Consider the following 21,615-nt stretch of genomic DNA (forward strand, 5'->3'; position numbering starts at 1 on the left):
GGGACTTATGGAAATTGGAAGTGTATTCTAGTAATATTTTCTTATATGTTCAAAACGTGTAAATCTTGATGAAAAAAGACGAAAGTACATAGAAAATGTCAAATAGACAGAGGTGAAAAAATGAATTCTGAACAAGTCAGAGCTCTTGCGAGAGTCTTCCAGCAGGCATCCGATTCCGTCAAAGACCAGGAATCAAAGCTCGTGCAGGAAACAAACGAAAAAGCAGCAACATGGAGCGGCAAGGCCCGTGACAAATTCGATTCCGCCATGGACGAAGCCAAGATCCTCTTCCAGCGCCACTCAGACAACCTGTACGACATCAGCCGCGAACTAGAAGCCGCAGCAAACTCCGTCGACCGCGTGCGCGAAGAGATTGAAAGACAGGAAGAATTAGAGAGAATGGAGCGCATATTGAGGCTGAAGAAGCTGGATGTGCAGTGAGATTCCTAATTGAAAAATAAGATTGAAAGTTTAGAGGTGCGTTATGAGTCATCGGTATGATCATGATCCTAACTATAATAAAAAAAAGCAAAAAAAGCAGGTTGATGAAAGAAAAGGAATGAATGACGGGTGCGTACCCGGATGCGTAGACTTTTTCATTATTCCGATCCAGGTTGGAATTTTGGGTTACCAATTTTTCCAATTCATTTAATGAGAAGATTAAGCGGGTGAAAGGGGCTGTATGGCTTTGGCAGGAAAAATATCAGTAAATCCGGATCAGTTGGATGGACTGGCAAATTCGTTTGTAAATAATCTTTCAGATATTGAAGAGGAATATAAAAGGCTTCATCTAGAGCTTGCAAATTTAATTATGAACGCACCGCCGGAATATCAGCACTGTTTTTATCAGGTCGGAGATCCTTGGGCGACGGGGAATGCGTTATCGGATAAGCTGAGCAATCTGGAATACGATCTTCGTTCGACGGCAAATAAATTTGCAGAAGCTGATAATTTAATCGGCAAATTATTTAAGCTGCATGAAAACTATGGTGCCATAACCGCACTTGGAGCGCTCTCTGCTAGGCAGGCTGCCTATTACGGAATCGGTCTTACCAAGTTTGTAAAAAATGCTGACGGTATCTATACATTTAAGCACATGGGAGCATTAAACAAACTGTCAGACGTAATTGATAATTCGAAGTTCAGAAAACTGGCACGCGGTTATCTGCGGTTTTCATTTATTTCCAAAAAGTATAATGGCTATTCATTTGCGGACTTGGTTCATAAAAAGTATGCGAAATATTTGCCTACAGATGCGGTGGATTTTGCAAACGATTCAAGGTCCTTCCTGAAAAATGTTAAAAATAAATCTGTAACAATGGATACCCTTAAATCGTTCGGAAAATCCAGCTTGAAGTTTGCTAAAATCAATGGTCCGATTACATTTGCAGTAACCGGTGTTACCTCCGGAGTAGGAATGGGCCTTAAGATCTCAGAAAACTATGCAAAGTACGGAAACAATCCAGAAGTTTTAAAACGGGAGAATGCTAAAGCGGTTGGAAAAGCTGCTAACGACACGCTTGTAATTGGCGGTGCATCAGTTGCCGGTGCTGTTATTGGAGGAACACTGGGCAGTGTCATTGGACCTGCAGGAACCGTTATTGGCTCTGCTGCCGGATCTTTCGTCGGTGGGGTAGTTGGTGAAAAACTGGCAAAGCATACCGCTCCATATTTTGAGAAAGCTGCAGTTGCGTTTAAAGAGCCAATCCACAACATGGTAGACGGTGCAAAAGGAGTATTTGAAAAAGCAGGTAAAGGCGTTGAAGCATTTAATAACGGTGTAGAATATGCCAATGAACAAATTAAAGAAACATTTAAAGATCCCGTTAAGAAAATAAAAGAAGTTGGCGAGGGACTTTCCAAAGCGAAAGATACAGCGAAATCTCTTTTAGGCGGAGCATCAAACTTTGTTAAAGGAAAATTCTCATTTGGATAAGGAGACGACTATGGATAAAGTGAAAGTAAGCTTAGAAGAACTTATCTTTTCGTTTTACAGTGAAGGTCTATATGAACAGGGAATCCAATTAAAAGATACTTTCTTCCCTGAACTTGGTGATCAGGAACTGCAGATGATGCTTGAAATCGCATCAAGATCTCTTATGGCAAAAGATATGATCAGAGAAGCTGATGGACGCTACAAGCTGACAGAAGAGGCGGCCGAATTCATTCACATTCTGAGCAGCGCAGATTATTCCGTGCAATTTTCCTGTTTTTCTTCAGATATGGAGAGAGAAGAAGCGCTGTCTGTTCATATGAAAAAACAGATTGGGTACGTTCATGAACTTCACTATGATCAGCAGGTGCATACTATCAGACGTCTTACAGAGGATGAGACCATTAAACTGATAAGCAAGCGATTGTCTGACAAGGAAATGCTGTCTGAAAGGGCCATCATCACAGAAATGTCGAATGAGGACCTTGAAAAGATTTTAGAGGAAGCAAGTCAGCCGGCACAGCTTTCGTCCATCATCAGTAAATGGTCTTCAGAACTTCAGCCAGAAGACATTCAGGCATTTGGAAGCTTTATGATTGATTTATCCAACAGACAATCAAAGCTAAATACAATGATGCTTCTTTCATATGATAAAAACAATAATCCTGATGTGGCCGATATCTGTTTTTCAATTCCGGGTAAGCAGAACGACTGGATTATTTCTAAAAATCAGGAAAATCGATTCAATTTAGAGCGCACAAGCAAAGTGTTCTTGGAAAGCTTCATTCCTTCCCCTATATTTAAAGTGAGTGCAAACATCAGCTAGAAGGAGGAAGAAGATTGCTCAATTTCAGAGAATCCGGCAAAGAAATATACATCAAAGGAAGCAAGTTTTATTATGGCATCCTGGCAGCCTTCTTAATAGGAGGATTACTGGGAACAGGCTATTTAATTATTGAGGGGCTGAAGTTCAACTCGGCTTTCTCGTTTGTATGGATGATAGGAGGATTTATCTTTTTCCCTATTTTTTGTTATCTGTTTCTGTGGTTCCTCCCTGGAATGATTCCCGGAAGAAACCTGGTAACATTAATACAAGGGCCAGGAGGTTCTCTGCGTTCTAAAAAAGAAGATATCCCTTTTGAAGCAATAAAATTAATTGAATTGCGTCGGAATGGCTTGACGTTGGTAAACAGTATGTACATTGAAACCTTTGATGGGAAATCATTTCGAATCCCCACTTATGATCTGATTGATGATACTGATTTCTCTATCTTAGTAGATCAGTATATATATCCTAATATGAATCAGGATGCTAAAAAAGTTTGGGATCGCCATGTAAACTTAAGCAAGCTGTTTGATGAGGTTGGATACGAGAGAAAAACAGTACAGTAATAAATTGAAACAATTATCCGGCGTGGTACCTTTCCCGTCATCCTGGATATTTTTAATGGCTTCTTCCCTGCCCTATATCCGGAAGAAGCCATTTTCAGTTGGTGAGGATTTAAAAGTAACTCACCTTATCAATTAGGAAACTTGCCATTAATGTCATTACGAAGAATTCTGAGGTGTACGATTTTCGGGAGTGGAAGAAATGCAGGATAAACATATTAAAATGAAGCCGTCAAATATTTTAAGAGTTTGGTCAGGGCTTTTTACTATAGGAGGTACTTTTGTTTGTGCATTTCTTGCATGGCAAGGATTGAAGTTTAATTCCTCTTACTCTCTTCTCTATCTTGGTACAGGTGTATTTTTATTTCCGTTCTTCGCGAACATGATGTTTTGGGGCCTGCCAGCCTATATCCCCGGAAAAGTAATTTTCGAAATCATACCGGGTGAAAATGGTATCATTAAGTCGAAAAACAAAGTAGTTCCAATTAGAGAGATTAATGATATTGAGATGGTTCGAAATATCCTAACTTTGTATAACAGCATTCGAATCAAAACAACAGATGGAAAAAATATTTATATCAAAACATATAACGTCATTCCTGATTACGGTTTTTTCGAAGCAATCGATAACTATGCTTTTCCATATATGAATCCGTATGCAAAAGAAGTATGGAATCGAAAAATAGAAAATAACCAGTTGTTAAAAGATTTAAATTTTGTAAGAAAAGATCACAAAATCGACCAATAATGCTTGAATTAGCGACCTGAATCAGGTCGCTTTGTTTAAATGAAAAATGCGAGGAGGTATGAACTTGCTCAATCTGGAAAAAGATTTTAACTCAATCCGCGTCAAAGGCTCCAAATTCATGTATGTCTGGATGCTCCTTGCAACGTTCGGCGGTCTTGCAGCATGCATGTTTCTCATAGTGAATGGCTTAGAATTTGATTCGAAGTATTCGTTATTCTATCTAGGAGGAGGGATCTTGCTGTCTCCTGTATTTCTATACCTCACCTTATGGTCGCTTCCCGGTTTTGTACCAGGGAGAGTTCTTCTGAAGTTAACGGAGGGTCCGAATGGCAGCGTGGAGAGTAATAATAAGAAAATCCCATTCACAAGCATAAAAAATATTCGCTTCGCAAGGAATCCCCTTAACCTGATCAATGACATAGTCATTGAAACGTATGATGGAAAAACCACAAAAATTAGGACATACAATCAGCTTGATGATACGGACTTTGCTGTTTTAGTTGACCAGTATATCTATCCATACATGAATCAGGATGCTAAAACAGTATGGGACCGGCATGTTAATCTTGATCAGCTGTTCGAAGATGCAAAGTATGAAAGGAAAGCAGAATAACTTTATAGAGGAGAAGTTGTCCCATAATGAAAACATCGAATCTTTAATCCCATCCTCTCAGCATAAAGTCTACAGCGCAAATGAACGAGTATCCATATTTATTATCAACCCCGTATTCTCCAATACGGGGCTTTTTCACGTCCAAAACGAAATAAATCTTCTCCTGGATCACTATGTCACCATCTTGTAACAAAACTGTTTTAATTGTCATATAACTCTTTAAAATCTTCTGAAAATCCATTCGTTTCAGGCTTTTTTGAAGACGTTTTCGAAATTTGAAGCGGAAATACTGGAAAATCAAGGCATCTTATTTCTACTATTATCCAAGTCATGTTTTAAGGGGCGTTTTTGAAGGTATATCCCAAGTAACAAAGCGATAAGGGCACGCCTCTATCGTCAATGAAAGGAGCTTGTTAGTCAGTGAGTATTCAAAAAAGTACGGACAGTTCCAGTTTAGCAGAAGTCATTGACCGGATTCTTGATAAAGGGATCGTCATTGATGCATTTGTCAGAGTGTCGCTTGTGGGAATCGAGATTTTAACAGTAGAAGCGAGGGTTGTCATCGCGAGTGTCGATACATGGCTTCGCTATGCAGAAGCAGTTGGTCTTCTTCGGGACGAAGTGGAGGAAGAGGGTCTTAAGAGCCAAAAGAATGAGCGCGGCAGCCAGTCAGCTTTTACATTTTAATAGAAAACAACTATAAATCTATGGAGAAATGAGGATGAAACATGGCTAAAGAGACAAAAGAGAAAATGGAAAACCAGGAAGAAACGGAACAGCAGAATCAAAGCGAAGAGCAGGATGACAGGCAGCAGAATCAAATTAATATGGCGATTCTCGGCGGTGTTGTTGGAGCGGGAATTGGGCTGCTTTCAAGTCCTGAAACGAGCAAGAAAGTATTCGGAAGCCTAGGCCAGTCTGAGATTGTACGATCGGCAGGCAAGGAGCTTAGAAGAACAGCGCAAGAGATTATTGCCGAGCAGGCGATGGCAGCGCTGCGCCAGACGGCAACGGGATATTTGGACAAAGGCAATATTACGAGCCTTTTGGCCCCTAAGAAGAAGAGAGACAAAGAATCAAATTCAGAAAAGGATTCAAGCGGCGAGAATGAATTGAATTCTTCTCAATATAATGAGCTGAAAGAAGAGAACAAGAATATGAACGACCAGCTGCAGCGGATTGAAGAGATGCTGAATCAGCTGATAGAAGCAAAGAAATAGCAGTTTGCCCTGAGAGGGTGATGGCATGGATGACATGAAAAAAGCGCTTTTTAAGGCAGGCAAGAAAATCTTCGATAAGAGTCCCGAACCTGTAAAAGAGAAGATGGAAGAAAAGGTAAAGGAAAAGGCGAAAGAAAAATTTGTCGAGGCTACAGAAGAAAAGCTGCAGGGAAAAATGAATGAAGCTTCTGAAAAGCTTGGCCAAGCCAAAGACGAAAATGCTGATAAAGTTCACGGCAAAGCGGAGGAAGCAAAGGAAAAAGTTCAGGATGTTCTTCTGTCTGTGAAAGATAAGCTCGGCAATGTGAAAGAAGCCGGTGATGAGTTTCAGAAAAAGATGTCTTCTTCATCATCATCTGAAAAGAAAAAGGTTAAAGGGTATAACGATATCAAGAGCGCCCGTAAAATAAAGAGCTCGACTGACATTAAAAGCTCGGTGAAAATCAAGAGTTCCAATGATATTAAATCGTCTTCGGGCGTCAGGACAATGGGTTCAGGGCCGAAAGGAGAATGAAGAATGGCTATTCAAAAAAGTACAGACAGTTCAAGTCTGGCAGAGGTTATTGACCGGATTCTCGACAAGGGGATTGTCATTGATGCGTTTGTCAGAGTTTCTGTCGTAGGAATTGAAATTCTGACTGTTGAAGCGCGCGTTGTCATCGCGAGTGTGGACACTTGGCTTCGCTATGCAGAAGCTGTCGGCCTGCTGCGTGATGAGGTGGAAGAAAAAGGTCTTCCGTCCCAATCGAATGAGCGAGGCGCACAATTCAGCGTTTAATTATGATCGTCAGCATGGAGCCTGATGGCTCCTGCTTATTTCAAAGCAACGGCGGAACAATCGGAGGCGACTTTAGGTGTCTATAAAAGAGATTATGAAAAATGTGAATGATTTCTTCAGTGAGCATGTCGCACCGCCCCATAAGATTACCTCTGTTGAAGCAATGGACGAGGGGTGGCGGGTGACAGTTGAAGTGATAGAGGAAAAAGAGTACATGAAACGGTACGCAAAGGATGAAATGCTTGGAACCTATGATTGCCAGCTTGATAAAGAGAAAGAGGTTGTTTCTTTTAAAAGGCTTGATATCAGGTACAGAAGTGCAATAGGAACCGAACAGTGAGGCTGCTTGGAGGGAAGAGAAGATGACGGTCCTAAAAGAGAAAATGAAAAAAGATGCCAGAACCCTCATACAGGATGATGAGACGAAACAGATTCTCAAGAGGTCCCTTCATTACTTGAAATCGGGCTATTCCGTTCATTTTACGGGACCCTCCGGTGCAGGAAAAACCTCGCTTGCCCTGGCTCTTGCCAAAAAGAGAAAACGGCCGGTCATGCTTATGCACGGGAATCATGAATTAAACAACAAAGACTTAATTGGTGATTTTACGGGCTATACAAGTAAAAAAGTGGTGGATAATTATGTTAGGTCCGTTTATAAAAAGGACGAAAGTGTAAGCGAGATGTGGCGGGATGGAAGGCTTCTCGAAGCAGTTAAACACGGATATACGCTGGTTTATGATGAGTTTACGAGATCCAAGCCTACTACGAATAATATTTTTCTATCAATCTTAGAAGAAGGTGTACTGCCCTTATACGGTTCTAAATTGACCGACCCATTTATAAAAGTCCACCCTGATTTTGCCGTCATTTTCACAAGCAATCCTGCTGAGTATGCAGGTGTTTATGATACTCAGGATGCTCTTCTTGACCGTCTCATCACGATCTTTATTGATTATAAGGATGTTGAGAGGGAAACGAAGATTGTCGCAGAGAAAACAGATGTGGATGAAGATGAAGCAAGAATTATTACTACTCTTGTTACGAATTTGCGGGATGCATGCTCGAATCAGAAAAACAATGGTCCAAGCTTAAGAGCTTCAATCATGATTGCAAAGCTTGCATCAGAGCAGGACATTCCGATTGACGGGGAAGATTCAGATTTTCAAAGCTTATGCATCGATGTCCTGTGCCATCCGATCAGCAGGTGTCTTGATTCGGATAACAAACAGGAAGATGCAACCAGCCTGATTATAGATGAATGCAGCAAACTGTAGTGTGCAGAGGGAGTGTTTGATGATGAGTGAACAGGAAATGGGTATTTATCTTTTTTGCGGTATCCAATTAACAGAAGAGGAAGATTTCGGGAAAGCAGAGATTGAAGGGGAAGAAACAGACCTCTTTACAATCCGGTACAAAGATGCAGCGATGGTAGCAGCTGAAGTGCCGATGAAAATCTTTCATCCAAACAGGCAGAATCTGATGATGCATCAGCAGACGGTTTCAAAGGTTATGGAAAAAAACGACACGGTTATTCCAATCAGCTTCGGGAATGTGTTTAAAACAGAAGACGATGTAAAGGTCCTTCTGGAAAACCTATACCCGCAGTTTGAAAAGCTCTTTCCAGCCATTAAAGGCAAGATTGAGGTCGGGTTAAAAGTCATCGGCAGTAAAGAGTGGCTCGAGGAAAGAGTGAACGAAAATCCGCAGGTTGGAAAAATGTCTTCTTCTGTGAAGGGCAAATCTGAAGCAGCAGGCTACTACGAGCGCATCAAGCTTGGCGGCATTGCCCAGAAGGTGTTTGAAGATCTTCAGAATGAACTTAAGGCGGAAGTCTTCACACCTCTTAAAGAAGCATCAGAAGCCGCGAAAGCGAATGAGCCGACAGGTGAAACGATGCTCCTCAATGCGGCGTTTCTCATCGACCGCGACAAAGAGCAGCAATTCGATGAGAAAGTGAACGAAGCACATGAGAAATGGAAGGATAAAGTGAATTTCCATTACAGCGGTCCGTGGCCGGCTTATAACTTCGTTAATATCAGGTTAAAAGTGGAGGAGAGCTGATATGCTTCACAAATTGGTGGCAGCGCCAATTAACCTTGTGATTAAAATCGGGCAGAAGGTTCAGGAAGAAGCAGAAAAAGAATTGTACGATCTCCCGACAATCCAGCAGAAACTCATTCAGCTTCAAATGATGTTTGAGCTTGGCGAAATACCGGAAAAAGCGTATCAGGAAAAGGAAGATGAGCTTTTAATGCGGTATGAAATCGCCAAACGAAGAGAGATGGAAGAGTGGGAGAAATTGACCAAACGGGGAAATGAGGGATAGCAGATGGACGATTTGATTTATTTATACGGACTGATTCCTTCAGACGAAGCAGACCATCAATCGTTTCCATCTTTTAAGGGCTTTGATGGTGAGAAAAACATTTATACCATCCCAGCTGGCGATGTCACCGCAGTTGTTTGCAGACTGGATTCTGAGCAGTTTTCAGAAGAAGCCATAAAAGACAAAATCGACAATGATATGGAATGGCTGCAGGAAAAAGCGTTCCATCATCATGAAACGGTTACGGCACTTTATAAATCTTTTACAATCATTCCTCTTAAGTTCTGCACCATTTACAAGAGCGAAGAAAGCCTTAAGCAGACAATTGAGGCAAGCGGGCCTAAAATCAGCGAAACCCTGCAGTCGCTCAAAGGCAACGAGGAATGGAACGTAAAGATTTACAGTGATGACCCGGTGCTGAAAAAGAAGGTTGGCGAAACCCATCCTGCAGTAGAAGCAAAAATGCAGGAAATCAGCGTGCTGCCCAAAGGCAGGCAGTTTTTCGAAAAGAAGAAGATTGACAAGCTGATTGAGGATGAGCTGGAAAATGAGAAGAATCGAGTTTGTGAACAGCTGCATGAACAGTTGAAGCACTATGCCCTGCATGCAGCGATTAAAAAGAACTGGAACAAAGACGTGACAGGCTTGAAAGAGAACATGGCCTGGAACAGTGTTTTCCTCCTTCAGTCGGAGAAGGTGGAAACGTTCCTTGAAGAGATGAAACAGGCTGATGAAAAGCTCGGGGGAACCGGATGGAGAATTGAAGCAACCGGCCCGTGGCCAGCTTATCATTTTTCCAGTTTTTAAATGAAATGAGGGATTTTCCGGATGTCTCTTAGAGAGTCAGTTGAAAACAAAGATATTGCCCTTATTGATATATTGGATGTCATTTTGGACAAGGGTGTTGCGATCAAGGGAGACTTAATCATCTCGATAGCAGGTGTGGATCTGGTGTATCTGGATCTGAGGGTTTTGATTGCATCTGTTGAAACCCTTGTTCAATCAAAAGCGGGAAACCGCAAACCTGTCACAAGCGAACAATTTGACAGACAAAGGGAGGAATTAATCGATGCAACAGGCCAGCCAAACAAATGGTAGAATCCAGCTTGATCCTGACAATGCCGAGCACGGACTGGCACAGCTGGTCATGACGGTGATTGAGCTTCTCAGGCAAATTGTCGAACGTCATGCGATGAGGCGGGTGGAGGGTGGAACGCTGACGGACGAGCAAATCGAAAATCTTGGAGTAGCCCTTATGAACCTTGAGGAAAAGATGGAAGAACTGAAAGAGGTCTTCGGCCTTGATGCCGAAGATTTGAATATAGATCTCGGCCCGTTAGGCAGCTTGCTTTAACGGCCACTGGAGGGACAAGCTATGGCAGTCCAAACGACTGGGCAATCGAGCTCAATTGTCGATGTGCTTGAGAAGATATTAGACAAAGGAGTCGTCATCGCAGGTGATATTACCGTAGGAATTGCCGATGTCGAACTGCTTACCATCAAAATCAGACTGATCGTCGCTTCTGTCGATAAAGCGAAAGAAATCGGCATGGACTGGTGGGAGAACGATCCTTATCTCAGTTCCAAAGCGGAGAACAGCAACACTAAAGCGCTAGAAGAAGAAAACCGCAAATTGAATGAACGATTAGAGCTGCTTGAAAATCAGCTTGGCTCAAATCGTTTAAATACTTCAAACCAACTAAAATAATCGGAGGGATTCACAATGGCAGAACAAAAATTAGACAATACGCAGGCAGAAAGCACAAAGGAAAATAAACAATCAGAAAAGAATACACAGGAAAAATCATCAAGACGAAGCATGCCGATCAAACGCACGGTTGCAGGAGGACTCCTTGGTGCGACAGTAGGCTACCTGGCAACACCTGAAAACGGGAAAAAGATCTTATCTCAAATTGATACTGACGACTGGAAGAGCAAGGCAGCCGATTTCGGTAAGGCTGCGAAGGAAAAGTCATTCAAAGGCGCTTCAAGCTTAAAAACGTCTGCTGGCAAGCTTTTCAAAAAGGATCAAAATCAAACAGATGATACAGAACAGAATGAATCACCATCAGCCGAATCAACGACTGAAGATTATGAAGCATTAAAGCAGGAAAACCAGACGCTTCAGGAACGTCTTCAGCAGCTTGAAGAAAAAATGAATCAGCTGACTCAGACAAGCTCTGATGATGCAGAAGATGATGATGAGGAAGAAGATGAACAAGAGGAAAATCAAAGCAAGAATAAATCGGGCAAATCAAAAGCGGCATCAGAAGATGATTCTGAAGACGACGATGAAATCGAAGAAGACGAAGAAGAAGAGGAAATGATGGACGACGGCAAAAATGAAGTGAAAAAGCCGAGAAAGCCTGCACGCAATAAAGCAAAAACGGCAAAAGCTTCAAAAGCGAAAGATGAAAAAGAAGAGGAAGATGAAGAGTCAGAAGATACTTCTCTAAGCAGTGACGACGACACTTCATCATAAACGGTGTGAAGAGGAGGAGATGTGGAAATGAGTACGGCAACAGCCTCATCCAAAGACAGTGTTCTTGAATTTTTTGTACAGGCCTCAAACAAGCACGGTTTTGCGCTTGATATTACGCTCAATATGAACGGCGCTGTTATTTCAGGCACGATGATCTCAGCGAAAGAGTACTTTGACACGCTGAGCGAAACGTTCGAAGATGGCAGTGAAGTCGCACAAAATCTAAGCGAGCAGTTATCCCGGGCAAGTGAATCCATTGAAGAAAACGGAAGCGGGGAAGCTCATTTCATTCACCTGAAAAACACGAAAGTGTACATCGGTGACAGCAAATCCACCCCTTCAAAAGGCCAGATTATCTGGCGCGGCAAGCTGAGCGAAGTAAATGGATTCTTCCTCGGGAAAATATCAGATGCAAAGCCGGCAGCTAAAAAAACGGAATAACGCCACACATGAAAACCGGAAGAGAGCTTCCGGTTTTTCTGCTGTAAACTTCCCCGCGCGCGCTGATTTCAGCATGCTTGGAAAACGTTTTAATGGAACCAATCCTGCTAGACCAGAAAACAGTTCTTTCCTTTTTATCATCAATCCATCTAAGCCTCAAGTCTTACCTCCTGTACATTCACCGGCCAATAGAAAAATAGGCGGGGATGCTGTATAGTAAAAAGAAAGGCCTTTTTTTCCAGTTTACTGGCACAGGACTGAAACCCCGCATGTGCTACATACGTATAAACAGGCAGAATTTTTATGTTAGGAGTCGATTGATGATGAATCCGTTTGTGGCATTCAGTGTCCGGATGATGGCTGCGCTACCTGCTGCAGGGACAGCGGGAACAATCAGCCTGATCGGATTTGATCAGCCTTTAATAGCGGCCGCCGCCTATTCAGTTGCAGGCGGAGCTTCCGCCTATTCAATTGCTTCTGTGACGATGAAGTCACGTTTTTTAAAGAAAAATGCTCTTACCCGCAAAGACTATAAATACATTAAAAAGCAGCTCGAGGAAGCAGCACCCAAGATGGCGCGCCTTCAGAAGACCCTTCTTACGATCAGGCATCTTCCATCTTTAAAAGAGCGTGCAGATCTTGTCCGTGTAGCGAGAAGAATAGTTGCCCTGACAAAAAGAGAACCGCGCCGTTTTTATCAGGCGGAGAAGTTTTATTTTTCCCATCTGGATTCGGCCGTCCAGCTCAGTGAGAAGTATGCCTTTTTATCATCACAGCCAAAAAGAAATTTCGAGCTTGAGAAATCGCTGAATGAGACCCGCAGAACGCTGTCAGATTTAAAACGGCTGATTGAACAGGATCTCTTCAATATGGTTCAGGATGACCTGGATGATCTGAATCTTGAGATTGACGTTGCCAGGCACTCGATTCAAGCAAACAAGGATAAAAAATCTCTTGATGAAAAGTGGAAAATGTAATGAACCGCGACCTTTTTAAAGAGGGTGAAAACCTTCTCCAGGCTGAAGAAAAAGAGAAGGTTCTTCACCTTGTCAATCAGCTCAGCCCAAAGAACCACGCCATGCTCGTATCATACGGTCTTCCTGCTCAATCCAAGCTCCTTGCTTTTTCAAACACCATGCTTGATCAGGTGCAGCGGAAAGATATCGGACAGATCGGAGACACTCTGGATGAGTTCATTAAAAGCCTTAGTGATGTAAACCCGGAGGATCTCATGCAGGATGAGACCTCTTTTTTCGGCAGGCTGTTCGGCAGAAAAAAACGGTCTGTGCAGGAAGTGCTGTCAAGATTTCATAAAGCAGGGGTACAGATTGACCGAATCAGTGTCAGACTTGAACGCAGCAAAAACGTTCTTCTTTCGGATATCGTCATGCTTGACAGGCTTTATGAGACAAATAGAGAGTATTTTCATTCGTTAAATACTTACATCGAAGCAGCAGAGTTAAAGCTTCACGAATTGCACAACGAGACAATACCCGCCCTGAAAAAAACAAATGAATGCTCAAGCGATCCGATGAAGCGGCAGGAGGAAGAGGACCTGCTGCAATTTGCAGACCAGCTGGATCAAAGACTTTACGACCTGAAAGTCAGCAGGGAGCTTACCATTCAAAGTGCACCGCAAATCCGCATGATTCAAAAAACAAACCAGAAGCTCGCAGAAAAAATTCAGGCATCCCTTATGACCGCCATTCCTCTGTGGAAAAACCAAGTGACTATAGCCCTTACACTGCTGAGGCAAAAACATGCTGCTGATGCGGGCAAAACATTGACCAGTTCTGCGAATGATCTTTACCAAAAACAGGCCTCCACGCTTGGGAGAAACCAGTTTGATCTGCAGACATTGAAAGAAATACAGGAAAATCTGCAAATGGCCATCAAAGAAACGCTTACCATTCACAAGGACGGGAAACATACCCGGGAAGAAACCGAAGCAGCATTACTCGACATAGAACAGAAAAAACTCCAGGCATAAAAAACAGGAATCGGATGGTCCGATTCCTGTTTTTTTAGCTTAGTGCTGTTGTTCTTATGAAACCTGTTTCCAGCCTGAAACATCATCTTCGAGAGGAAGGTTGTTTTCTCTGGCTTTTTTCGCAGCTGCATAGAAGATGACAATAACAGCGATTGTTGCAATGGCTGCTCCAATATAGGAGACGGTCATGGATAACCCAAATCCTATAGGTGCATTAAGAATATACGTTGTCGTTACCATGGTCATAAAAATGCCAGGCACCATGGCAATCCAGTAATTTTTCTTCGCGATGAACAAGTACATCGCTCCAACCCACAGGGCAATTACGGCTGTGGATTGGTTTGCCCATGAGAAGTATCTCCATAGAATCGTAAAATCGATTTTTGTCAGGGCAAAGGAGATAACGAACAATGGAAGAGCAATCCAAAGGCGGCTTGCAACCTTTTTTTGTGAAATGTTGAAGTAGTCGGCAATGATCATGCGCGCGCTTCGGAATGCAGTATCTCCGGATGTAATAGGAAGAATGATAACCCCAAGAACAGCAAGTGTTCCGCCGATTGCACCAAGCATAAGAGTGGAAGCTTCGCTTACTACAGCGCCGGGTCCGCCTTCAGCAAGAAGGGCATTCAGTCCAGTGCCTCCATCAAACAGGCTCATTGCTGCTGCAGCCCAGATCATAGCAATAACACCTTCTGCGATCATCATGCCGTAGAAAATTTTACGGCCTTGCTTTTCATTTTGAGTGGTTCTTGAGATGATCGGTGTTTGTGTCGCATGGAAGCCGGACAGAGCTCCGCAAGAAATCGTCAGGAACAATAACGGAAAGATCGGCACATTGTCAGGATGAAGATTTGAAAGCGTCAGCTCAGGAATAGGAGCCCCGGTAATAACAAGGCCTCCGCCGACACCAATCGCGCTGATCAGCAAAAGCGCACCGAAAATCGGATAGAATCTTCCGATGATTTTATCAATAGGGAGAAGAGTCGCAAGAATATAATAAATAAAGATGGCGCCTAAAATAAGTCCCATTGTAGCCCAGCCATTCATCAGGCTGAAGAGAAGACCTGCCGGAGCTGTAACGAAAACAGTTCCAACTAAAAGCAGCAGAAGAATCGCAAATGCGTTTACGACATGCTTCATAAATTTACCGAGGAATTTACCCGCAAGCTCAGGCAAATGCGCACCGCGGTTTCGGATTGAAATCATTCCTGTTAAATAGTCATGGACAGCACCTGCAAAGATACAACCGAGTACAATCCACAGGAATGCGACAGGTCCGTACAGGGCTCCCATGATCGGACCAAAAATCGGGCCGACTCCGGCAATATTGAGAAGCTGGATCAGCGAGTTTTTCTTCGTGTTCATCGGGAGATAATCGACACCATCCTGGTGCGTGAATGCAGGCGTTGTTCTGCCTTCATTCACACCGAACACTTTTTCAACAAATTTTCCGTACGTAAAGTAACCAACAATTAAAAGGACAACCCCGGCTAAAAAAGTATACATGATAACCCTCCTTGTTTTGTATGCGTTTACATAAGTATAAAGCACTACAGGGGATCGTGGAGGTTTTACAAACAAGATGCAGAAATCCGGGGATAAGATGCAGATACAGGGCTGTGACCTGCAAAAGGAAAAACACCTGGGAATGCCAGGTGCTGTTAATGGATTTCAAGCCGTTCTCTTAATGCTTTCACATAGTTTCTGCTGACTCCAAGGACTTCTTTTGTGCCTGTAAGCTCAAGCTGGTAAGCGCCATTGAACCAGGGGGTAAGCTTTGCCGCATACTCCAGGTTAACGAGATAACTTTTATGAATTCTGAAAAAACGGAAAGGAGCAAGCTTTGCTTCCAGGTCTTTGAGCAGTGTCTTCGTATAGTAGCTTTCGTTTTTTGTTACCACTTTTGTCGCTTTTTCATCACGGTATATGTACAGAATGTCTTTTGGATCCAGATAAAAAATCTCGCCCTCTGTTTCAATCGCAAGCTTAGCAGGAAGAGCTGAACCGATATCTGAACCGGCGGGCTGAACAAGCCTTTGGATTCTCTGCACGGTCCGCTTCAGCTGTTCTTCATCATATGGTTTCAGCAAGTAATCAATCGCTTCATATCTAAAAGCTTCGGCAGCAAATTGAGGATAGGCCGTGGCGAAAATGATCAGCGGAGGCTTTTTTAGTTCCATCAGTGACTTGGCTGCTTCCATTCCGTTCATCTTCGGCATTTCTACATCTAAAAAAACGGCGTGCGGCTGATGTTTAAGAGCTTTCATGACTGCGCCTTCACCGTTATCCGCCTCGTCTGCAATTTCTATACACGTGTACTCACTGAGAAGATGCCTAAGTTCCTCCCTGCTGTACCTTTCATCATCTGCAAGTATGATTTTAATTTTATCCACGTTTGTTTTCCTCCGAATCAGGGATGAAAAATTGAATTTCTGTTCCTGCACCGGGAGAGCTCTTTACATTTAGGGCAGAGCCTTGTCCAAAGACCATCGACAGCCTGCGGTTTACATTGTAAAGGCCAAGTCCGGTTCCGCTTTCAGAATGCACGGCTTCTTTTCCAAGCTTTCCTAAGCGATTTGACGCTATCCCGTTGCCATTGTCTATCACACTGACGTGGGTTCCATCCTGCTCCCTTTGAACAGACAGCTTAATCAGGCAATCCTTTTCTTTCTCTTTAATGCCGTGTTTCACTGCATTTTCTACGATCGGCTGCAGGCTCAATGGAGGAAGCCTTACCATAAGGGCTGCTTCGTCTATCTCATAAAGAACAGTCAGTTTATCAACGAACCGCGTTTCTTCAATCGCAAGATAAGCCTTAATATGCTCAAGCTCCTGTTCGAGCGTGGTCATCGTTACGGTCGTCGCATTAAGGTTTGACCGCAGAAAGTGAGAAAGGGAGATGAGAAGCTTCCTTGCTTTAGAAGGGTCAATCCGAATAAGAGAAACAATGGTGTTAAGGGAATTGAACAAAAAATGAGGACTAATCTGTGCCTGCAAAGCCTTAATTTCTGCTTCTTTGGCAAACTGATATGCCTTCTCCGCTTCAGCCAGCTCCAGCTGGTTTCCGAGCAGGCTGCTCAGACCCGATATCAGTTCCATGTTCACGTCGGTAATTTCTTTTTTTGACTGAAAATAAAATTTAAGGGTGCCGATTGTTTCTCCTCTTTGTTTCAGCGGGGCAATAACAGCAGCGCCGAGAGGACAATCTTTATGAATGCAGTGAATGGCTCTTTCTTCCGCCACAACGAGTTTTCCTTGTTGGATGACGTCTTTCGTCATTTGAGTCTGGATGGGACTGTTTGCTGTGTGATGATCATTTCCGAGCCCTGTGTGAGCAAGGATTTCAGTTTTGTTGGTCATGGCGACAGCACTAGTCTTAATTTCTCTATGCAGGATTTCACATACTTCGCGGGCAGATGTGGTATTCATGCCGCTTCGCAGGTGAGAAAGAGTCTGGTTAGCAATCCTGAGAGTTTTTTGAGCCTGCAGAGCCCCTGCTTTTTCTTCTTCGTTCACGACATTTTTAATGATCAGGAGAAAGAGCGCAGATCCAAGGCCATTCGCCAGAATCATAGGGAGGCCAATCATCTCGACAAGTGCAAGCGCTTTGTCAAATGGCTTTGAGACAGCGAGAATGACGAGCATTTGAACGGTTTCAGCAAGAACTCCGATTATAAAAGCGGACGACAGCTTTACATGAGTATTTTTCCGGTAAAAGGCACCTGCAATCAGTCCTGCTAAAATAGCAGCAAGGCCGCATGAAAGGGAGGTGAATCCCCCGAGAGTAAAGCGGTGAACTCCCGCAATTAATCCCGCGCCAATCCCAACTTTATATCCTCCAAGAAGACCGGCAAGGACAATTCCAATGACCCTCGAATTGGCAATAGCCTCATCCGCAGCGAGTCCCGATGCAAAACGGCCGAATTCCATCGTTTCCGTACTCAGCGAAAGACCCGAATAGGTTCCTGTAATGCCAAAGAAGCCAAAAAACAAAATGGCCTTATACTGCTGGCTCCGGTCAAGCCTGTCCTGATACATCATGCTCCTGAAGAATCGGAATCTCGTTAGTATAAAGGCAATCGTTACAATAATGCCCAGGCGTTCGAGCATGGTGATGAGAAGTTCAAACATATGCCCGCCCCTTTACAATTGATTATATCGTTTATTGTAATCGAAGGCGGGTGAATAAGAAAATAGGATTGGAAAAAGCGACTCCGCTTTTCTCATTGTCCAGCTCCATCAGCCAGCTCCTCCGTCAGAACAAAATCCCCGAAAAAGTCAAAATCGGACTTTTCCGGTGATTTCTTATCTGACTGCCAGGCCTGAACAGTCGGCTTCGCTTTTCGCATTGTCCAGCTCCATCAGCCAGCTCCTCCGTCAGAACAAAATCGACCAAAAAGGCAAACCCGGCCTTTCTGGTCGATTTCTTTTCTGCCTGTCGGAGCTAAACGGCTGATTCCGCTTTTCTGGTGTCCAGCTACGCCTCCTAGTCCTTCTGTCAGAACAAAATCCCCGAAAAAGTCAAAATCGGACTTTTCCGGTGATTTCTTATCTGACTGCCAGGCCTGAACAGTCGGCTCCGCTTTTCTAATTAGAATCCATCCTCAGCAGTAAAAGGAATATTCAGTCTGTTTTCGACTGCTCTGAGGCGCTGGTTCAGACGGTTTAGTCTTCTTGTGTGGCGTTCGACAACTTGGTTCAGTCGTGTGACTTCCTGGTTTGTCTGATTGAGTTCGCGGCGCAGGTTGCGGATCTCCTGATTTTGACGGTTTATTTCTCTGGACTGCTGCTCGTTTTGTCTTTCAAGCTGGTTAATTCTTCTTTCAAGTGACTGAAATTGCGGCGGCTGGCGGTCAGGGTCCAATTGATCCTGCTGAAACTGATCCTGCTGGAATTGAGGCTGATAGGGGTTGTATTGATAGTTCATGTAATAGTCGGTTTGCTGAGGCACGTAGCCTTGATAAAAATGGTATGGGTTCATAGGTTGAAGTCTCCTTTTTATTAGTGAATCCTTCATTAGCCTATGCGGCTCTGCCCATGGTGACAGGGCGGATGCCCAATTGCGCGCAAAAAAGCCATGGGCTCAGGCTTCAAGCTCATGGCGTACTTCTGAATATGAATCGTAATGGGACTGGATAATCTCTTCATCTGAGTGGGGGATTTCCATTCCTTTAACGATTTGGGCTCCGTTAATGCAGCCGCTGGTGAGAAGGATAATATCATCCGGTTCTCCGGCTGCAAGTGAAGCCATAACCCCTTCTTTGCGGGTAAGTGCCGCTTTGATATTCGGGGATTTTGGTTCGGTAAATCCCTTCATCACCTGATCAATGATGATTTGCGGATCGTGGTGTCCAGGGTGGTCCACGGTGACGATCACTTCATCTGCGTGCCCTTCAATGGCAGCAGCCATTTTGGGCATTTTGTTGAAATCCCTGATGCCGATTCCGGCAATCATGACGATCAGACGGTTGTACTTCATTTTTTTGACCTCTTCCACTAGACGTGTCAGCGCAACCGGTGTATGGGCGTAGTCCAGGATGATTTTCTTGTTGTCAGGGCCTGTGATGACTTGAAAACGGCCTTCTGGACTTTCCAGCATTGGAAGGACCTGAAGGATATTCGTTATTTTGTATCCGAAAAGAAGGGCAGTTCCAACGGCAGAAAGGGCATTGGCGATATTATAAGTGCCAAACACCGGCACAGCTGCATGGTGGCGCTGGCCCTTGTAAATAAGTGTGAACGAGCTGCCGACATCTGAAAACGAAATGTCATCTGCGCACAAATCAGCTCCGCTGCCCGGCACGAGACTGTACGTAATCTTCCGTCCGGGAAATGTTTCTGCAAGTTCTGCGCCCATTTCCATATCGTCAATGTTGATCACGGCTGTTTTAGATTGTTCAAAAAGAGCAAGCTTGCACTTTTTATAATGATCCATCGTTTTATGGTACTCCAGGTGCTCTTCAGAAAAATTGGTGAGAATAGCTGCATCAAACTCCATGCCGTGAACCCTTTTCTGGTCCGTTGCTATGGAGGATACTTCCATAACCATAGCTTTGTCACCGAGCTCCAGGAGGTCGTGGAAAATTTGGTGAAGATCGGTTGATTCAGGTGTAGTAGGCGTGCTTTTTTTTATAAGAAAGCTTATGGGTTGAAGCCCAAATACCTGTTGTTCCTATCGAACCTGCAGGAAGACCGAGCAAAGTCAGCAGGGAGCGGACGTATGCCGCGACGGTTGTTTTTCCGTTTGTGCCGGTTACTCCGACTGTTTTCAGCTTTTCATCTGAGAAGCCATAAAACATTCTCGCAAACTGTGCCATCGTTTCACGGACATTGTCAGCGAGAAGAAAGGTATGCTCCGGGTAATTTTTGCTCAGCCGTTCAAGCTTTTCACGGCTTGTTCCGACTACAGCAGAAGCCCCGCTCGAAATGGCCTCGTCGATGTACTGATGCCCGTCATGCTCGCCGCCGACAATACTGAAGAAAAGTCCTCCGGGTTTGACTTGTTTAGAGTGAAAGGACAGGCTTGTGATTTCCTGTGAGGCTTGTCCGAAAATCTGTTTAAACGCCACGTTTTCCAGATCATTAAACTGTATGTTCATGTAGGTTCCTCATTTATGATTCCAGATTTGTATTCGTTTTTTTATTTTCCAATACAAGCGCTCTTCCTATACTTAAAATTTCAGACTGTCAGTATCCTTTTTTGTAATCGACAAAATTTACAGATGGGACGCGATCTGACAGGTAGGTTTTCAAGTTTGGAATCAGGATGTTCTCTGTAAGGCGCTCGTTGTAAAACTCCGTTGATCCGGAGGTATGGGGGGTGATAATGACATTCTCAAACTCCCACAATGGACTTTTTACCCCAAGCGGCTCGTGTTCAAACACATCAAGGCCTGCTCCTGCAATTTCATTTTCCGCAAGAGCCTGTATAAGCGCTGCTTCTTCAACCACTTCACCGCGGCCAATATTGATGAAGTAAGCAGAAGACTTCATCTGTTTAAATTGTTCATATGTAAAAAGGCGTTCTGTGTCTGACGTCAGCGGCACGGTCACAGCTACATAATCACATCTTGGCAGAATGGTGCTGAGGTCACCCTGGGTATACATTTCATCCACAAAATCTGCGGGTTTGCCTGAATGCCTCACGCCAAGAACAGTCATTCCGAAAGCTTTTGCGATTTTGGCTGTTTCCTGCCCGATTGCGCCAACACCAATCACACCAAGCGTTTTGCCGTGAATTTCAAGCTTCATGTTCTCATGGTGCCATTTTTTCTCGCTTTGATTGCGGACATAGGCATGAATTTTCCTTGTTAATCCGAGCATAAGAGCAAAAATGGTTTCGGAAATGGGGTTTGCATGAACGCCGTTTGCACTTGTAAGAAGCACTTCTTTCTTTGCCAAAGCTTGAAGCGGCATGCTGTTTACCCCGGCACTCCATGACTGCACCCAGCGCAATTTGGATGATTCATGGAGGCATGTCTCCTCCATCCCCTTTTTCCAGCCGGCAATAATCTCAGCGTCAGCCAGATGGCTCCTCCAAACAGACTCATCCCGCCCGGCGATTACCTCCCAGCCTGAAGCAAGCTCCCTGATCTCAGTAAGATGTTTCTCCTGCAAATCTTGTGCGATAATCATTTTTCTTTTAGACACCGTCATTCCTCCCTTTATCAATAGGTTTATCTTAACAGAATTTTT

Annotated in this window: 31 protein-coding genes; 22 read left to right on the top strand and 9 right to left on the bottom strand. The window is 43.8% G+C overall.

All coding sequences use genetic code 11. The annotated features are described in order from the left end of the window. Nucleotides 1–120: 120 nt before the first annotated feature. From JOJ89_RS02270 to gvpU, 20 genes are all read left to right on the top strand, one after another. Nucleotides 121–441 carry a WXG100 family type VII secretion target gene (locus JOJ89_RS02270; protein ID WP_029566410.1) on the top strand — a complete coding sequence of 107 codons (321 nt, stop codon included), beginning with the start codon at nt 121–123 and terminating at the stop codon, nt 439–441. Nucleotides 442–688: 247 nt separating this feature from the next. Continuing rightward, complete coding sequence (locus JOJ89_RS02275; RefSeq protein ID WP_029566409.1) at nt 689–1,936, top strand: hypothetical protein; 1,248 nt, start codon at nt 689–691, stop codon at nt 1,934–1,936. A 10-nt stretch (nt 1,937–1,946) separates the two neighbouring features. Then, complete coding sequence (locus JOJ89_RS02280; RefSeq protein ID WP_051827205.1) at nt 1,947–2,759, top strand: hypothetical protein; 813 nt, start codon at nt 1,947–1,949, stop codon at nt 2,757–2,759. Nucleotides 2,760–2,773: 14 nt separating this feature from the next. Further along, nucleotides 2,774–3,325, top strand: coding sequence for a DUF5381 family protein (locus JOJ89_RS02285; protein WP_029566407.1), 552 nt, complete (start codon nt 2,774–2,776; stop codon nt 3,323–3,325). 199 nt (nt 3,326–3,524) lie between these two features. After that, nucleotides 3,525–4,070 carry a DUF5381 family protein gene (locus JOJ89_RS02290; protein WP_029566406.1) on the top strand — a complete coding sequence of 182 codons (546 nt, stop codon included), beginning with the start codon at nt 3,525–3,527 and terminating at the stop codon, nt 4,068–4,070. A gap of 64 nt (nt 4,071–4,134) precedes the next feature. Next, nucleotides 4,135–4,683 carry a DUF5381 family protein gene (locus tag JOJ89_RS02295; RefSeq protein ID WP_242524651.1) on the top strand — a complete coding sequence of 183 codons (549 nt, stop codon included), beginning with the start codon at nt 4,135–4,137 and terminating at the stop codon, nt 4,681–4,683. 420 nt (nt 4,684–5,103) lie between these two features. Continuing rightward, nucleotides 5,104–5,370, top strand: coding sequence for a gas vesicle structural protein GvpA (gene gvpA, locus JOJ89_RS02300; RefSeq protein ID WP_029285673.1), 267 nt, complete (start codon nt 5,104–5,106; stop codon nt 5,368–5,370). Between the two features lie 41 nt (nt 5,371–5,411). Further along, nucleotides 5,412–5,903 (top strand): GvpT/GvpP family gas vesicle accessory protein, encoded by a 492-nt coding sequence (gene gvpT / locus JOJ89_RS02305; protein ID WP_235728248.1) that lies wholly within the window; start codon nt 5,412–5,414, stop codon nt 5,901–5,903. A 25-nt stretch (nt 5,904–5,928) separates the two neighbouring features. Next, complete coding sequence (gene gvpQ, locus JOJ89_RS02310; RefSeq protein ID WP_029285677.1) at nt 5,929–6,417, top strand: gas vesicle protein GvpQ; 489 nt, start codon at nt 5,929–5,931, stop codon at nt 6,415–6,417. Nucleotides 6,418–6,420: 3 nt separating this feature from the next. Further along, entirely contained in the window at nt 6,421–6,681 is a 261-nt protein-coding gene (gene gvpJ / locus JOJ89_RS02315) for a gas vesicle protein GvpJ (protein ID WP_029285679.1), read from the top strand. A 76-nt stretch (nt 6,682–6,757) separates the two neighbouring features. After that, nucleotides 6,758–7,021, top strand: a complete 264-nt coding sequence (gene gvpO, locus JOJ89_RS02320) for a gas vesicle protein GvpO (RefSeq protein ID WP_029285681.1) — start codon at nt 6,758–6,760, stop codon at nt 7,019–7,021. A 22-nt stretch (nt 7,022–7,043) separates the two neighbouring features. Beyond that, on the top strand, nt 7,044–7,955 hold the full coding sequence (gene gvpN / locus JOJ89_RS02325) for a gas vesicle protein GvpN (protein WP_029285683.1): 912 nt from the start codon (nt 7,044–7,046) through the stop codon (nt 7,953–7,955). 19 nt (nt 7,956–7,974) lie between these two features. After that, entirely contained in the window at nt 7,975–8,742 is a 768-nt protein-coding gene (locus tag JOJ89_RS02330; RefSeq protein WP_203289477.1) for a GvpL/GvpF family gas vesicle protein, read from the top strand. A 1-nt stretch (nt 8,743) separates the two neighbouring features. After that, nucleotides 8,744–9,007 (top strand): gas vesicle protein GvpG, encoded by a 264-nt coding sequence (locus JOJ89_RS02335; protein ID WP_029285687.1) that lies wholly within the window; start codon nt 8,744–8,746, stop codon nt 9,005–9,007. A 3-nt stretch (nt 9,008–9,010) separates the two neighbouring features. Further along, entirely contained in the window at nt 9,011–9,814 is an 804-nt protein-coding gene (locus tag JOJ89_RS02340) for a GvpL/GvpF family gas vesicle protein (protein ID WP_029566398.1), read from the top strand. A 21-nt stretch (nt 9,815–9,835) separates the two neighbouring features. Beyond that, the gene (locus JOJ89_RS02345) at nt 9,836–10,105 is read left to right on the top strand and encodes a gas vesicle protein (RefSeq protein WP_029285691.1); all 270 of its coding nucleotides are present in this window, start codon (nt 9,836–9,838) and stop codon (nt 10,103–10,105) included. Then, on the top strand, nt 10,077–10,361 hold the full coding sequence (locus JOJ89_RS02350) for a gas vesicle protein K (RefSeq protein ID WP_029285693.1): 285 nt from the start codon (nt 10,077–10,079) through the stop codon (nt 10,359–10,361). The genes JOJ89_RS02345 and JOJ89_RS02350 overlap by 29 nt, the downstream gene beginning before the upstream one ends. Nucleotides 10,362–10,382: 21 nt before the next feature. Then, the gene (locus tag JOJ89_RS02355) at nt 10,383–10,715 is read left to right on the top strand and encodes a gas vesicle protein (protein ID WP_029285694.1); all 333 of its coding nucleotides are present in this window, start codon (nt 10,383–10,385) and stop codon (nt 10,713–10,715) included. Between the two features lie 15 nt (nt 10,716–10,730). Further along, complete coding sequence (gene gvpT / locus JOJ89_RS02360) at nt 10,731–11,489, top strand: GvpT/GvpP family gas vesicle accessory protein (protein WP_203289478.1); 759 nt, start codon at nt 10,731–10,733, stop codon at nt 11,487–11,489. A 27-nt stretch (nt 11,490–11,516) separates the two neighbouring features. Next, nucleotides 11,517–11,930, top strand: a complete 414-nt coding sequence (gene gvpU / locus JOJ89_RS02365; RefSeq protein ID WP_029566395.1) for a gas vesicle accessory protein GvpU — start codon at nt 11,517–11,519, stop codon at nt 11,928–11,930. Here gvpU and JOJ89_RS02370 read toward each other — a convergent pair. After that, the gene (locus JOJ89_RS02370) at nt 11,914–12,090 is read right to left on the bottom strand and encodes a hypothetical protein (RefSeq protein WP_158001616.1); all 177 of its coding nucleotides are present in this window, start codon (nt 12,088–12,090) and stop codon (nt 11,914–11,916) included. The two genes, gvpU and JOJ89_RS02370, sit on opposite strands and share 17 nt — an antisense overlap. A 160-nt stretch (nt 12,091–12,250) precedes the next feature. Between JOJ89_RS02370 and JOJ89_RS02375 the strand changes: the two genes are divergently transcribed. Next, a complete protein-coding gene (locus JOJ89_RS02375) occupies nt 12,251–12,907 on the top strand; it encodes a 5-bromo-4-chloroindolyl phosphate hydrolysis family protein (RefSeq protein WP_234703388.1) in 657 nt (218 codons plus the stop codon). After that, the gene (locus JOJ89_RS02380; protein WP_051827203.1) at nt 12,907–13,920 is read left to right on the top strand and encodes a toxic anion resistance protein; all 1,014 of its coding nucleotides are present in this window, start codon (nt 12,907–12,909) and stop codon (nt 13,918–13,920) included. Before JOJ89_RS02375 ends, JOJ89_RS02380 begins: the two co-directional genes overlap by 1 nt. A gap of 54 nt (nt 13,921–13,974) precedes the next feature. Here the strand turns inward: JOJ89_RS02380 and JOJ89_RS02385 are convergent, their stop codons facing one another. The 8 genes from JOJ89_RS02385 to JOJ89_RS02410 all read right to left on the bottom strand — a co-directional run bounded on the left by JOJ89_RS02385 (nt 13,975) and on the right by JOJ89_RS02410 (nt 21,570). Then, complete coding sequence (locus JOJ89_RS02385) at nt 13,975–15,426, bottom strand: carbon starvation CstA family protein (RefSeq protein WP_029566392.1); 1,452 nt, start codon at nt 15,424–15,426, stop codon at nt 13,975–13,977. A gap of 155 nt (nt 15,427–15,581) precedes the next feature. After that, entirely contained in the window at nt 15,582–16,313 is a 732-nt protein-coding gene (locus JOJ89_RS02390; protein WP_029566391.1) for a LytR/AlgR family response regulator transcription factor, read from the bottom strand. Next, nucleotides 16,306–18,051 carry a sensor histidine kinase gene (locus JOJ89_RS02395; protein WP_029566390.1) on the bottom strand — a complete coding sequence of 582 codons (1,746 nt, stop codon included), beginning with the start codon at nt 18,049–18,051 and terminating at the stop codon, nt 16,306–16,308. Before JOJ89_RS02395 ends, JOJ89_RS02390 begins: the two co-directional genes overlap by 8 nt. A gap of 92 nt (nt 18,052–18,143) precedes the next feature. Further along, nucleotides 18,144–18,269 (bottom strand): hypothetical protein, encoded by a 126-nt coding sequence (locus JOJ89_RS21215; RefSeq protein WP_277987847.1) that lies wholly within the window; start codon nt 18,267–18,269, stop codon nt 18,144–18,146. Nucleotides 18,270–18,511: 242 nt separating this feature from the next. Continuing rightward, nucleotides 18,512–18,901 carry a hypothetical protein gene (locus tag JOJ89_RS02400; protein ID WP_203289479.1) on the bottom strand — a complete coding sequence of 130 codons (390 nt, stop codon included), beginning with the start codon at nt 18,899–18,901 and terminating at the stop codon, nt 18,512–18,514. A 102-nt stretch (nt 18,902–19,003) separates the two neighbouring features. Then, nucleotides 19,004–20,065: a Mur ligase family protein gene (locus tag JOJ89_RS02405; RefSeq protein ID WP_347401528.1), complete on the bottom strand. Its 1,062-nt coding sequence runs from the start codon at nt 20,063–20,065 to the stop codon at nt 19,004–19,006. After that, nucleotides 20,025–20,519: a Mur ligase domain-containing protein gene (locus tag JOJ89_RS21340; RefSeq protein ID WP_347401513.1), complete on the bottom strand. Its 495-nt coding sequence runs from the start codon at nt 20,517–20,519 to the stop codon at nt 20,025–20,027. The genes JOJ89_RS02405 and JOJ89_RS21340 overlap by 41 nt, the downstream gene beginning before the upstream one ends. Nucleotides 20,520–20,607: 88 nt before the next feature. Further along, nucleotides 20,608–21,570 (bottom strand): D-2-hydroxyacid dehydrogenase, encoded by a 963-nt coding sequence (locus JOJ89_RS02410; RefSeq protein WP_203289480.1) that lies wholly within the window; start codon nt 21,568–21,570, stop codon nt 20,608–20,610. Nucleotides 21,571–21,615: the final 45 nt, after the last annotated feature.

The sequence above is a fragment of the Metabacillus sp. cB07 genome, from assembly GCF_016839225.1.
Lineage (GTDB): Bacteria > Bacillota > Bacilli > Bacillales > Bacillaceae > Bacillus_P > Bacillus_P indicus.